Source organism: Bacillus sp. FSL H8-0545 (assembly GCF_038006105.1).
GTDB lineage: Bacteria > Bacillota > Bacilli > Bacillales > Bacillaceae_G > Bacillus_A > Bacillus_A cereus_U.
Genome location: NZ_JBBOUO010000001.1, coordinates 3117941 through 3131941 on the forward strand (window position 1 = coordinate 3117941; position 14001 = coordinate 3131941).

The following is a 14001-nucleotide window of genomic DNA, read 5'->3' on the forward strand; positions in this document are numbered from 1 at the left end:
TTAAATATACCGATGTTTTTTCATACTAAAGAGGGATGAGAAAATCTCATCCCTCTTTAAAATATACATTCAACAAATATTGTTGAATCCGTTTAGTTCGACACTTTAGACTCTTCGATTTTCGAACGAAGAACCATTTGCAAGATACCACCGTGACGGTAGTAGTCAATTTCAACTTCACTATCGAAACGAGCTACTACTTCAAATTGCTTCTCTTTTCCTTCTGAATCGATTGCAACTACTTTTACAAGATCGCGTGGTCTAACCGTTTTGTCAATTTGAATTTCAAATGACTCATCACCAACAAGACCTAACGTTTCAGCACTGTCTCCATCTTTAAATTGTAATGGTAATACGCCCATTAATACTAAGTTACTGCGGTGAATACGCTCGAAGCTCTCTGCGATTACTGCTTTAATACCTAATAAGTTTGTACCTTTCGCAGCCCAGTCACGAGAACTTCCCATACCGTAGTCTTTACCAGCAACAACTAGAAGGCCTGTGCCATCTTCTTTATATTTCATCGCAGCATCATAGATAGATGTTACTTCATCAGTTGGCCAATATGTTGTATATCCGCCTTCTGTTCCTGGTGCGATTTGGTTTTTAATACGGATATTTGCGAATGTACCACGCATCATAACTTCATGGTTACCACGACGAGAACCGTAAGAGTTAAAATCAACTGGTTGTACGCCGTTTTCTAGTAAATAACGTCCAGCTGGCGTGTGCTTACCAATTGAACCTGCTGGTGAAATATGGTCTGTCGTTACAGAATCACCAAATTTACCAACGATGCGTAAACCTGATAATGTTTCAACTTCACCTGGCTCTTTAGATAGTCCTTCGAAGAACGGTGGGTTTTGAATGTATGTTGAATCATTATCCCAAGTATATAAAGCTTCATTTGAAGTTTGGATTTCATTCCAGCGCTCATTGCTGTTAAATACTTGTGCATATTCTTTTTTGAACAATTCAGATGTAACAACACTTTGAACTACATCTTCAATTTCTTTAGCTGATGGCCAAATATCATTAAAGTAAACAGCATTACCATTTACATCTTTACCGATTTCATCATTTTTCAGGTCAATATCAACAGTACCTGCAAGTGCATATGCCACAACAAGTGGTGGTGATGCTAAGTAGTTTGCTTTTACAAGTGGATGAATACGACCTTCAAAGTTACGGTTACCAGATAAAACAGATGTTACTAATAAATCGTTTGCTGCGATTGCTTCTTCTAATTCCTCTGCTAATGGACCAGAGTTACCGATACAAGTCGTACAGCCGTAACCAACTGTTTGGAAACCTAATTGATCTAAATACGTTGTTAAACCAGACTTATCTAAGTACTCTGTAACAACTTTAGATCCTGGTGCTAATGATGTTTTTACGTAACCAGGTACTTTAAGTCCTTTTTCAATTGCTTTCTTCGCAACTAAACCTGCTCCAATTAATACGTATGGATTTGACGTATTTGTACAGCTTGTAATCGCAGCGATTGCAATTCCGCCTGTTTTCATCGTTACTTCTTGATCTTTTAATGTAACTTTCACTTCTTTATCAAACTCTTGCTCATTGAATCCAAGTCCTTGTGTTCCAACTGGTGCTACAACAGCCTTATGGAACTCTTCTTTCATATTTGAAAGCGGAATTAAATCTTGCGGACGTTTCGGTCCAGAAAGGTTAGATTCGATTGCATTTAAATCAATTTCAACAAGATCAGTATAGATTGGATCTTTACTGTCTGCTGTATAGAATAAGCCATTTGCTTTACAATATTCTTCAACAACGCGAATTTGCTCTTCATCTCTACCTGTTAAACGTAAGTATTCTAATGAAATGTCGTCGATTGGGAAGAATCCACAAGTTGCACCGTATTCTGGTGCCATATTTGAAATTGTTGCACGGTCAGCTAAAGGCATGCTCTTTAGTCCACTACCGAAGAACTCAACAAATTTACCAACTACACCTTTTTGACGTAACACTTGTGTTACTTTTAATGCAATATCAGTTGCTGTTGTACCACTTGGAAGTGTACCAGTTAATTTTACACCGATTACTTCAGGCACTGGGAAATATGAAGGCTGTCCAAGCATTCCTGCTTCTGCTTCAATACCACCAACGCCCCATCCAAGAACACCGATACCATTAATCATTGTTGTATGTGAGTCTGTTCCAACTAATGAATCTGGGTATGCAACTAAGTCACCTTCAGCATTTTTCACCGCATGAACAACCGGTGCTAAATATTCAAGGTTTACTTGGTGTACAATACCTGTTGCTGGTGGAACTGCACGGTAGTTATCAAATGATTTCTGTGCCCAGCTTAAAAATTTATAACGTTCTTCATTACGTTTAAACTCTAAGTCCATGTTGAATGCAAGCGAGTCTGCTGTACCCGCTCTATCAACCTGTACAGAGTGGTCAATTACAAGGTCTACAGTAATTTCTGGATTAATTTTATCAGGATCCCCGCCCATATCTGCCATTGCTTTACGAAGCGAAGCCAAATCTACAACAGCTGGAACACCTGTGAAGTCTTGTAAGATTACACGAGATGGTTTAAACGGAACATCGATATCTTGAACATCTTTTGTTCCCCATTTCGCTAAATTTGTAACATGTTCTTCTGTAATTACGCGTCCATCTACTTGACGAAGCACAGATTCAAGTAAAACTTTCACAGAATATGGTAATTGAGATACGTTGCCAACCCCTGCGTTTTCAAGCGCTTTCAATTGATAATAATGATACGTCTTTCCATCTAGTTCAAAAGTTGCACGTGATTGAAATGGATTATGTTTGACCATTATGTTTCCCCCCTGTTAAACGTGACTAAGTTGTCTGAATATAAAATGTAGACAAACTTTTCAATACCTTACGATAATATCTTATTACAACTTTCTAAATAAGTAAATAATAAGAAACTTATGGATTATCATAAGTTTTCTTTATCTTTCTAAATTTGAATAGTGTCCATGCTCTTTATTAATACTATTACTATAAAGTAAATCACTCTTTCAGCGTTTTACTTTACGTTCATATATGCTATGAACAACTCATAGTTCGTCTATAAAAAACATTATAGAGGTGAGAAAAATGGGTAAACGAAAAGCCAATCATATTATTTCAGGAATGAATGCTGCATCCGCACAAGGACAAGGAACTGGTTATAACGAAGAGTTCGCAAACGAACCTTTAACACCAGCAGAGCGACAAAATAATAAGAAACGAAAAAAGAATCAGTAACGAAAAATCCCAAAAGGTATACCTTTTGGGATTTTCTCTAATGTTTATAACGTAACAACTCCGAAACTGTTACAAATCGATACCCCTGCTTTTTCAGCTCAGGTAAAATTTTTGCTAATGCCTCCACTGTTTGACTACGATCACTTCCTCCATCGTGCAACAGTACAATATCTCCACTTTTAGCATTTTTCACAACATGATTTACAATGGATTCTGTACCTGGATTCGCCCAATCACGAGGGTCTTGATGCCATGACCATAGAACAATTTGATACCCAGCTTTTTTTGCCGTAGTAAATACAGCATCATTAATATATCCACCTGGTGGACGAAACAATAAAGGTTCTTTCGCCCATTTTTCAAAATATTTCTTTCCATTTAAAATATCATTTTCTAATTTTTCATCTGACGAATTGCTCGCATACAAATGATTCATCGTATGATTTCCAACTTCATGTCCTTCTTTTAACACTTGCTTTACTAAATATGGATTACGCTGAACTCGAAATCCAATCATAAAAAAAGTCGCTTCTGCCTTATATTGATGTAATAAATCTAGAATTTGCGGCGTATATGTTGGATCTGGTCCATCATCAAACGTAATTGCAATAACCTTTTCATTATTTGGCACTTCCCACGTTACATAGCCAGTTGGCTCTAGTTCTTTTCTGAACAACATTTTCGCTTCCACTTTTTCCACTTGAAATATATGTACTGCGCATAGTAAAGAAAAAACTAATAGAAAAACCTTCTGTTTCAACATAGCGTTCGTTAAAGTAATAAGGTTGTCGAATACACAACAACCTCATTTACTTTTCTAATTGATCTACATTTCGCATAATATTTTGGAGATTATTTTCGTATTGCTCAAGTTGTGGACGTTGTGTTTCCGAAGCTACTTCTAGCGCATTTTGAATCTGTTCATACGCTTCCTGGACCTCTTGGCGTAACTCTTTTAAATCATGACCGTAGTTTGGATCATTTTTTACAATGTTGTTAAATGTATTTTCTGCTTGTGTAACTCCTTGCTGTGCAGCTTGAAAAGCTTGTTGTTTATCTTTATGATATGGCATTATACAATCCCCTTTCTATAATAGTTAGTCCCATTTATCTTTACCTTTTTTTCTAAAAACATTCTCGTATAAATTCGCAAACTTCTCTCATTCTAATAGGAAGAGGAGGTGTTATATACAATGGGCAAAAACAATCGTGAATCTAAAGAAAAAAAAGGCCAACCTGAACCATTAAGCGGATCTCATAAAGTAAAAAACCGTAACCATTCTCGTCAAAAAAATCATGCGCATCATGATATGTAAAACAAAATATTCACACTAGCTACCTTTGCCACATACAATGTTTATATTTTTTCATTTATTCTTCACCTCTAGTTCATTCATGCATAACATAGTATGAATTGAGATTTTACGGAGGGTGTCTTACATGGGCAAGAAAAAGAAGGATTGTCTTTTTCATGTTGATGGTTTCGAAGAATGGATGGATCAATTTTGTTCTGATTCTTGTAGTAACTTTAGTTTTCCAAATCAAATTCATATTGACCTTTGTGAAACAGAACAAGAATACATTTTGGAAACAGATGTACCAAATGCAACTGCACAAAATGTACTCATTAAAAAGATGGAGACAGGCCTAAACATTTGCATACTTCATAAAAACACTTCTTTACAGCGGATCATTCCTTTACCTGCTAATATCATTTACAAGAAGATGCTAGCCTGCTTAGAGAATGGATATTTAGCCATTCATATTTCCAAAAACGAAGTTGCCAATAAGCATGAAGAAAAAGTCTTTTTTCGAATTAACGATTGATATAAATACAAATATAAGCCCGAGCAACCTTTTAGTTTGCTCGGGCTTATGTTATTTCGCATGTATTTCTATTTTAGAATTTCTAAAGTATCTTTTTTTCAATAAACCTTTTGTCACTAAAAGAACTGGGAACGCTATGCTTGAAAATATAGCTAATATTAAAAATACTAAAAAGCCATTTTGATACCCATAATAATCGAGAAGTATCCCACCAAACCATGGCCCGATTACTCCACCAATTCCTGAAAAACCCATAGCTCCAAAATATGTCCCTTTCAAATGTGAATCAGCTATCTCATCAATAAATACATCTGTCATTGAAAACATTAATACTTCTCCGAATGTAAAAATAATTGTACATATAGCAGCCCCTAACATAGATTCTACTAGTCCAAATCCAAACAATCCCCCGCTCACAAATAACGTTCCAACCATAATAGACGCTAACGGCGTATACTTTTTACACATTTGAATAACAGGGTATTGAATAACTACTACTGTAATTGCATTTAAAGTTAGCATATATGAGAACAGTTTTACTCCATCTTGAAATATATGTGCGTTTGCAAAATATTGAGATAGTGTCGTCGTTAAATGTGAAAAACCACTATTACTCAAAATAATCCCGACTAAAGCCACTAAAAATACTATGTCTTTTCGCAAAATCCGAACCGCATTTAACATTGTGACCGGATTTTTTGTAGTTACTTTCTTTTTATCAAGTGGATATTTCTTAAATTGAAGCGCTAATATAACTGTATATAAAATGTACACTCCAGCGGCTACTAAAAAAGGAATTGTTGATTTTGCACTTCCGAGCTGCAATCCCACAATTGGACCAACAGCTACCCCGACATTTACTGCACCATACCGCAAGTTATAAGCAAGTAAACGATACTCTGGTTTTGTTAAATCTGATAATAAAGCTCTTGATGTCGGTTCAAAAAAAGACCGACATAACCCATTCAAAGCGTTTAATAGAAAGAAACTAAAAACATGATCTGCAACTGAAAACCCTATAAATACAAAAACCCAAACAATCATGGACCACATCATAATCGTTTTCCGGCCAAATCGATCCGATAAATTCCCCCCAATAAAACTAGCAAAAACTCCAACAAGCGCACTCGTTCCAATTAGCACCGGTCATTCCAGCCGATACGTCTTTAACAGTCGTTAAATAAATCGCTAAAAAAGGAATGCTCATTGAAGTTGCAAACCTAGCAAATAATGTCCCTATAATGATACTCATTCCAAGTGGATGAATATGCTGTAACTTCCCCTTCATCTTTAAACCTACTCTCTCTTTTCTTACATAAAAAAAGAAAGCAAAGGACCTGCTTTCTTCTTCCTTTTTCTATACTTGAAATGTTTATACCCGAGCTGTTCTCGTTATCTCCATATCAATTCCATATGTAAACTGTAGTTCTTTACAAACATCTTTAATCAAAATAGCTACATTATACTTTTCATTAAATTCTAAAACAATGCTTTCTACTTCTTCATATGTATACTTATATTCGCCAGTGATTACACTTTTTAAATCAAAGCATTCATTAACACAAAGCTGGACGAGTAATTGATCATACTTCTCCATTACATCTTCTTTTTTCCAAAGTAACTCCTTTACATATAACCGATCAAATTTCACACTTTCTCGATTACATTCCGTTAAAATCCGGGTCATCTCATTTAATTCTCGATATAATTCGGAAATATTTCTGCTTAAACTAAGCAGCTTATCTACGCCGTTTTCATATAGCATTTTCATTCCACCCCCGCATTTTCTTTTTCTTATTATAGCAAGAAAATTCTAAAAATAGTTTCTTTCTTCTGAAATATTAGGAAACTTATTTCAATTGCTTTACAATGAAACTAGTGAATGAGAAAGGAGAAAGAAAATTGGAGAAAAAATTATATTACAACGATGCTTATCAGCAAACCTTTACAACTAAAGTTATAAAACAAGAGCATGATACAGAAGGAAACTTATATGTTGTTTTAAATGAAACTGCATTTTATCCAACAGGCGGCGGACAACCACACGACACTGGAACTTTAAATGGTATTCCGGTAAGTAACGTTGAAGAAGTAAATGGAGAAATTCGTCATTTCATAATAGAACAATTACATACAGAAGAAGTAGAGGGTAAAATAGATTGGGAGCGCCGTTTTGATCATATGCAGCAACATACAGCTCAGCACATTTTATCTGCTGCTTTTTGGGACCATTTTGACATACCAACAATTGGGTTCCATCTCGGAAAAGAAACGGTAACAATTGATTTAGAAACGGAAAATCTTCCTACAGAAACGGTTGAAAAAGCAGCGCAAATTGCCAACAAAATTGTTTTTGAAAACCATCCAATCCATACCCAGTGGATGAACTTAGAAGAAGCGAAAACATTACCTCTTCGTAAAGAACCTACTATGACAGAAAATATACGCGTTGTTATTATCGAAAATTTCGACTACAACGGCTGTGGTGGAACGCATCCGAAACGTACAGGTGAAGTAGGTCCTATTCAAGTACTTAATTGGGAGCGCAATAAAGGTGGCATCCGCTTAACATTTATCGCTGGTTGGCGCACACTTAAACTAATGGGACAACAGCAACAAATTATGAAAGATGTTTCTAAACAATTAAACAGTAGCGAAACTGATATTCCAGCAAAAGTAGCACAGATTCTTACTTCTCAAAAAGAAAACGAAAAAGCAGTACAAGCAATGAATGAAAAATTATTATTTGCAGAAGCGAATGAATTATTGCAACAGCCAGAAGAAATACACGCTGGAACACTTATTTCTAAAGTATTTATAAATCGTTCCATGCAAGAAATCGCAAAACTTTCTGCTATTATTACAGAACAACAAGAGCATGCAATTACGTATTTCGTCATTGAAAATGATGACAAACTACAATGTATTCTTGCTTGTGGTAAAGCAGTGATACTCGATATGAATTCTCTTTTAAAAAATGCCCTTCCTTCTATTGAAGGAAAAGGCGGAGGAAATAAAAAGAGTGCTCGCGGCGGTGGGAAAGCAATTATGAGTGGAGATGAGTTTTTAAGTCGGCTTGTTTCTTCTTTACAGTCAGCAGTGTAGATTATTTTATGAGGAAGATGTCATCTAGTGAAGCTTTTTGACTAGGTGGCATCTCTTTTTGTTTTACTAGCAATACCTTTTCGTCTTCAATTAAAATTCCAGTAACCCGAACTTACATTACATTCGTCATAATCTCTCCCCTTTTTCTATTAAATTTACAAATAAATCCTTCCATAAAAAGAACGTACGTTTTATAATTAAAGAAAATTATGGAAGAAAGAAGTTGTTATATGCATGCGCCCACCTTTAACAAAAACTATATCTCTTGAAGATTTCCAAAACTATTATTGGTTAAAAACAGAACTGCAAACATTTTGTCGTGAGCATGATTTACCAGCTAGTGGCTCTAAGATCGAAATAAGCGGGCGTATCTCACATTATTTAACTACGGGTAAAGTATTAAAAAACCGTTCTCATCAAAAAGTGAGTAAAACTTCCCTCTCTTATAAAGATCTTTCTCTTCAAACAATTATTACTGAAAATCACCGCTGTAGTGAAGATGTGCGTGCTTTTTTCAAAGAAAAAATTGGAGCAAACTTCCGCTTTACAGTAGCTCTTCAAAAGTTCTTTAAAGAGAATATCGGAAAAACATATGAAGACGCTATAACGTTTTGGTATGAGGAAAACGAACGTAAAAAAGACCCCACATATAAAACAACTATCGGTACACAATTTGAATATAATCGTTTTACTCGTTCTTTTTTCGAAGACCCAAGCAACAAAGGAAAATCAAAAACAGATGCTATCGCTGCTTGGAACGAAATAAAAGCAAAACCTGGTAGCAACGCCTATATTCCTGAAAAAGTAGAAAACTAGTTAACTTGCTAGTCTTCTACTTTTTCAAATAAAAGAGCAAGCCCAATTCCCCCACCAATTCCTAATGTCGCAATTCCATATTTCATATGCTCTCTTTTAGCCTGATAAAACAAGCGCGTTACAAGCATAGCTCCAGACGCACCGTACGGATGACCAAGCGCTATTGCACCACCATTTACATTTAACTTTTCATACGGAATTTGTAACGTTTGCGCACATGCAACAACTTTAGCGGCAAACGCTTCATTCATCTCAATACAATCAATATCTTCTATCACTAAATTCATTTCTCTAAGTAGTTTTTGTACAGCAAATATCGGACCAGTTCCCGGAAGGTTTGGATCCACTCCAACTACAGCACTGCGAACGAAACGAAGAAAAGGCTTATATCCTAATTTCCGGGCTTGCCCCTCTTCCATTACAAGAACAGCACATGCCCCGTCATTTACACCACACGAATTCCCTGCTGTTACTGTTCCATTTTGTAAAAATACAGGTTTCGTTCTCTTTATCATTCTTTCATAATTCATTTCTCGCTTTATAGATTCATCTAATAATCCATTAAGTGACAATATTTCATCTTGTATATATCCATTTTCTAACGCTTGCAGGGTCCGTTTATAACTAAGACAAGCGTACTCGTCTTGCATTTCCCTCGTTATGTTATAACGCTCCGCGACATATTCAGCCGCTACTCCCATATCAGGATCTCCAAGTATTTCAGGTGAAAACCGCGCTCTCTTTTGAAAAGGTGACGTACTTGTACTCTCTACTCCCCCGGCGATATAACAATTACCTGCTCCCCCTTGAATGAGATGACACGCCATACGTACTGCTTCCAATCCAGCACCACATTGCCGGTCAATCGTTACACCAGGAATATGATAACCGAGTCCCGCTTCTAAAGTAGACAGCCTTGCAATATTTCCTCCCGGTCCAACAACATTCCCTAATATAACATCATCTATTTCTCTCTCAATTCCTTTACTTAAAAACGAAAGAATTGGTGCTGCTAAATGCTGAACTTCATAATCTTTCAACATCCCATTTTTCTTACCAATGGGTGTCCTTTTCGCTTCTACAATAACTGCTCTATTCATATATCTTCTCCTGATTTCCAATGATACTTTTTGCTGCATTACGAGCTATTTTCCCGCTACTTGTATAAGGGATGTCATCTACAAAATGCCATTCTTTCGGTATTTTAAAAGAGGATAATCGTTGTAGGCAAAAGCTCTTTAATTGTTGCTTCGTAGCACTTCCTTTTACGATAGCGACAGGTTTTTCACCCCAATAACTATCTTTTATACCAACAACAACTATTTCATCAACAGCTGGATGTGTCTGTAATACACTTTCTATTTCTTCTGGGAAAATATTGATTCCTCCAAAAATAATCATATTCTTCTCTCTACCGACAATGTATATAAATCCCTCTTCATCTTGATAACCTACATCTCTCACTGTCATCCAACCATCTACAGTCAACTCTGGAATTAAAACCCCATCCAATATGTATCCCATAAAAAACTGATCACTTTTCACATAAACAGTTCCTACCTCGCCTTTCTGCACTTCTTCTCCTGCTTCATTACATATTCGAACTTGTACATTATGACAAGGTTTCCCTACTGAATTCGGTTTTCTTTCACTCTCTTCTTCAACCAATGCCGTTACAAAGCTTAGCTCAGACGCACCGTAAAACTCATATCTTTTTGCATAAGGAAACACATTTTTCATCTTTTCTTTTGCTTCAGCTTCCCATTTCGCTCCTGATGAAATAATTTTCATTTCACTTTCAATTACTTTATTTTCTTTATACAAAGACTCAAGCATTGTAGGGACTGTATACATTACAGAAATATTCTCTATCTTTATACTAGATAGCACTTGAACTGGTACAAACTTTCTCATTATATGTACCGTTTGTCCTAAATATAAGGCACTTATTGCTCCATATAAGAATAAAGAATGAACAAGCGTCCCAGCTATTAAAATAGAATCTGTATTTTTCATATAAAAATCATGTACATTGCAATCAAAACTATGTACCCATGACTGTTGAGCACGTAAAAATGCTTTTGCTTTTCCAGTCGATCCTGATGTAAATCCCATATAAAAAGGAGCGTTTTGTACATTTTCTACAGGATGATATGTAGGAAGATAGTTCTCAATCATTTCTTTCCATTCTTCAATCTCAATAACCCTTCCTTCTTCGCAGAATATATCACTAAGCCTATACTGCTCCGCCACAATAATATCCGGTTTACTAATCGCTATTCTTTCTTTAAGTTCATCTCGTTTCCATTTTATATCTAGCGGCACACAAACCCATCCAGCCATTGCGGAACCCGCAAATATTTGTAAAAACTCAGTACAATTTTCTAATACAATTGCTACTGTTTTATTCTTCGATTCTTTTTCATTCAACCAGTTTGCTACTTTACAAACTGACTCGAACCAATCTTTATATGTTAACACTCTATCATTTTCTTTAATCGCTATTTTATTCGGTTGTAAAGAGGCATACTTTTTGTATTCTTTTGTAATCCCCATATGTGACGTCCTTTCTTTACAAAATAATAAAGAGAAACACGCAAGTAACGTGTTTCTCCTTTTTCTTATCCTGCATTTGTAATTTTTTTATTCTTTAAAGCAGGCGTAATAATATGTTTCAATGAGCGATGTAATCTTGTCACAAGAATCGCTGCTATAGTCGCCTTTATGCAATCACCTGGTAAAAATACGACACTTACTTTCATCGTTTCCCATACGGAAATATCCATTACGAAAGCTTGGACAATGATACCAAATACATAAACTACGAAAATACCACCAATTATATTAATGCATAATACTTTTATAATAGAAACTTCACGTAAACGCTCAATTAAATATCCAATGACAAACGCTCCAACGATATAACCAAGTAAATATCCTGCACTTGGCCCAACAAATACACTTGGACCCCCGCGTCCACCAGCAAGTAATGGTGCTCCAACTCCAACTATAAGTAAGAAAATAAGCTGACTTAATGCACCGAGACGTGATCCTAACAGTCCACCAGCAAGCATAACACCAAGTGATTGTAATGTAATCGGAACTGGTGTAATAGCAAGAGCAATTGGAGGTATTAACCCTAACACTCCCATAATAGAACTAAATAAAGCGACGAAAACTAAGTTTTTTGTATTCATATTTGCTTCTCCTATTTGTAAACTTAAATTAGATTTTAGATAACATATTATAGGAGTTATATTATCTTTCTATCCACCCTTTGTCAACCTTATTTCTACATAAGTTTACAAATATAAATTCAATCACTTCTCTTTATGCAAATGCTCAAGTTCTTTCCTAAGCGCCTGTTTTAAAAACTTCCCAACAGATGTTTTCGGAATTTCCTCCATAAATACAATATCGTCTGGTAACCACCACTTCGCAAACTGTGGTTTTAAAAATTCATATAGTTCCTCTTTTGTAACAGTGCTATTTTTCTTTTGTACAACGCAGGCAACTGGACGCTCTTGCCACTGCGGGTGTGGAATTGCAACGACAGCCGCTTCAAATATAGCGTCATGTGCCATTAGAGCATTTTCAAGGTCAACGGAGGAAATCCATTCTCCACCGCTTTTAATAACATCCTTCGTACGATCAACAATTTTGACGCAACCTTCCTCATCGACTGTAACGACATCGCCAGTATATAACCATCCATCACGGAACCCTTCCACCGTACGCTCATCGTTATAATAGCTTGCAGCGATCCATGGCGCTCGTAAACATAGTTCTCCCATCTCCGTACCATCCCACTTCACTTCACCATTTGTACCGACTACTTTCATCTCTACACCAGGGACAAGATATCCTTGCTTCGATCTTATCTCAAGTTGTTCTTCATACGCCAAATCTGTTTCATAGCTTTTTAGACGTGCAAGCGTTACGAGTGGACTCGTTTCAGTCATGCCATATGCATGTACGAAAGGAACATTATATTTTTGCTCAAACGCTTTAATAACGCTTTTCGGTGCAGCTGCGCCTCCGCATAGTAATCTCGTTATACTAGATAAATCATAACTATTATTTTCTAACTCTTGTAAAACACCGAGCCAAATTGTCGGCACACCCGCAGCTATCGTTACTTTTTCAGTTTGAATCATTTCTAATAAAATTTTCGGAGTAAACATCGGTCCCGGAAGAACTTGTTTTGACCCAAACCAAGTAGCTGCAAAAGGAAGTCCCCAAGCGTTCACATGAAACATTGGCACAATAGCCATTGCTGCATCACTTTCCGATAAAGCTGTCGTATCCGCTAATCCAAGTGCCATACAGTGCAACACTGTACTACGATGTGTATAAACAACACCTTTTGGATTCCCTGTAGTCGCTGACGTATAACACATACCAGCAGGTGTATTTTCATCAATATCTTTAACAAATTGGAAATTTGGGTCGCCGTCTTCTAAAAGTTTCTCATAATGATATACAGGCTGAAGGGTAGTTTTTGGGAGCTCCTCTTTATCAGTCATAATAATATATGCTTGTACAGTCGATAATTCAGACTGGATATTCTCAATGAGTGGTACAAGATCTTCATCAATAAGTAAAATACGATCTTCTGCATGTTGAATAATGTATGAAATATGTTGAGGAGATAAACGAATATTAATTGTGTGTAATACGGAAGCAATACCTGGAATAGCAAAATATGCTTCTACATGTCGATGATGATTCCACGCTAACGTTCCTATGCGCTCGCCTTCTTTAATTCCAAGCTTTTTTAACGCACTGGAAAGTCTTCTTGTCCTTTCCCCTAGCTGCTTATACGTTAAAGTCGTAACTGTATCATGTGTTCGAGAAACGATTTCTTTCTTCGGGAATAGTTTCTCTGCTCTTTCCATCATAGAACTAATTGTTAGTGGTACATTCATCATCATATTGGTTACAGCCTCCCTTTAAAGCGTTTTCATTTCTGTATATTATAACAGACTTCTACAAATA

13 protein-coding genes and 2 pseudogenes are annotated in these 14001 nt (G+C 36.2%); 5 read left to right on the forward strand and 10 right to left on the reverse strand.

What is annotated here, in order from left to right; all coding sequences use genetic code 11:
* Positions 1-92: 92 nt before the first annotated feature.
* Positions 93-2816 carry an aconitate hydratase AcnA gene (acnA, locus tag MHI07_RS16290; protein WP_340825115.1) on the reverse strand — a complete coding sequence of 908 codons (2724 nt, stop codon included), beginning with the start codon at positions 2814-2816 and terminating at the stop codon, positions 93-95.
* Between the two features lie 289 nt (positions 2817-3105).
* On the opposite strand from acnA, the gene sspO reads away from it, so the two are divergent.
* Entirely contained in the window at positions 3106-3255 is a 150-nt protein-coding gene (sspO, locus tag MHI07_RS16295) for a small acid-soluble spore protein O (RefSeq protein ID WP_002033549.1), read from the forward strand.
* A gap of 37 nt (positions 3256-3292) precedes the next feature.
* On the opposite strand, the gene pdaB is transcribed toward sspO, so the two are convergent.
* Positions 3293-4018 carry a polysaccharide deacetylase family sporulation protein PdaB gene (gene pdaB / locus MHI07_RS16300; protein WP_340825117.1) on the reverse strand — a complete coding sequence of 242 codons (726 nt, stop codon included), beginning with the start codon at positions 4016-4018 and terminating at the stop codon, positions 3293-3295.
* Positions 4019-4064: 46 nt separating this feature from the next.
* Positions 4065-4328 (reverse strand): hypothetical protein, encoded by a 264-nt coding sequence (locus MHI07_RS16305; protein WP_016105829.1) that lies wholly within the window; start codon positions 4326-4328, stop codon positions 4065-4067.
* 120 nt (positions 4329-4448) lie between these two features.
* Here MHI07_RS16305 and MHI07_RS16310 point away from each other — a divergent pair, with 120 nt between their 5' ends.
* Entirely contained in the window at positions 4449-4571 is a 123-nt protein-coding gene (locus MHI07_RS16310) for a small acid-soluble spore protein P (protein WP_000517651.1), read from the forward strand.
* Positions 4572-4695: 124 nt separating this feature from the next.
* On the forward strand, positions 4696-5082 hold the full coding sequence (locus MHI07_RS16315) for an Hsp20/alpha crystallin family protein (protein WP_016105830.1): 387 nt from the start codon (positions 4696-4698) through the stop codon (positions 5080-5082).
* Between the two features lie 51 nt (positions 5083-5133).
* Here the strand turns inward: MHI07_RS16315 and MHI07_RS16320 are convergent.
* Both MHI07_RS16320 and MHI07_RS16325 read right to left on the reverse strand, forming a co-directional pair.
* Positions 5134-6370 (reverse strand): annotated as a pseudogene (locus tag MHI07_RS16320) (MDR family MFS transporter).
* A gap of 84 nt (positions 6371-6454) precedes the next feature.
* Positions 6455-6853 (reverse strand): hypothetical protein, encoded by a 399-nt coding sequence (locus tag MHI07_RS16325; RefSeq protein WP_088099413.1) that lies wholly within the window; start codon positions 6851-6853, stop codon positions 6455-6457.
* A gap of 131 nt (positions 6854-6984) precedes the next feature.
* Between MHI07_RS16325 and MHI07_RS16330 the strand changes: the two genes are divergently transcribed.
* Entirely contained in the window at positions 6985-8187 is a 1203-nt protein-coding gene (locus MHI07_RS16330) for an alanyl-tRNA editing protein (protein ID WP_215571913.1), read from the forward strand.
* Between the two features lie 55 nt (positions 8188-8242).
* Here MHI07_RS16330 and MHI07_RS16335 read toward each other — a convergent pair.
* Positions 8243-8362, reverse strand: a pseudogene (locus tag MHI07_RS16335) (NUDIX hydrolase); the annotation flags it as partial.
* 59 nt (positions 8363-8421) lie between these two features.
* Here MHI07_RS16335 and MHI07_RS16340 point away from each other — a divergent pair.
* Positions 8422-9003 (forward strand): DUF6434 domain-containing protein, encoded by a 582-nt coding sequence (locus MHI07_RS16340; RefSeq protein ID WP_340825125.1) that lies wholly within the window; start codon positions 8422-8424, stop codon positions 9001-9003.
* A gap of 8 nt (positions 9004-9011) precedes the next feature.
* Here the strand turns inward: MHI07_RS16340 and MHI07_RS16345 are convergent, their stop codons facing one another.
* The 4 genes from MHI07_RS16345 to MHI07_RS16360 all read right to left on the reverse strand — a co-directional run bounded on the left by MHI07_RS16345 (position 9012) and on the right by MHI07_RS16360 (position 13937).
* Positions 9012-10103, reverse strand: a complete 1092-nt coding sequence (locus MHI07_RS16345) for an acetyl-CoA C-acyltransferase (protein ID WP_340825128.1) — start codon at positions 10101-10103, stop codon at positions 9012-9014.
* Entirely contained in the window at positions 10096-11559 is a 1464-nt protein-coding gene (locus MHI07_RS16350) for an acyl-CoA synthetase (RefSeq protein WP_340825129.1), read from the reverse strand. Before MHI07_RS16350 ends, MHI07_RS16345 begins: the two co-directional genes overlap by 8 nt.
* Positions 11560-11624: 65 nt before the next feature.
* On the reverse strand, positions 11625-12200 hold the full coding sequence (locus tag MHI07_RS16355; RefSeq protein WP_002111152.1) for a biotin transporter BioY: 576 nt from the start codon (positions 12198-12200) through the stop codon (positions 11625-11627).
* Positions 12201-12323: 123 nt separating this feature from the next.
* Positions 12324-13937 carry a long-chain fatty acid--CoA ligase gene (locus MHI07_RS16360; RefSeq protein WP_340825135.1) on the reverse strand — a complete coding sequence of 538 codons (1614 nt, stop codon included), beginning with the start codon at positions 13935-13937 and terminating at the stop codon, positions 12324-12326.
* Positions 13938-14001: the final 64 nt, after the last annotated feature.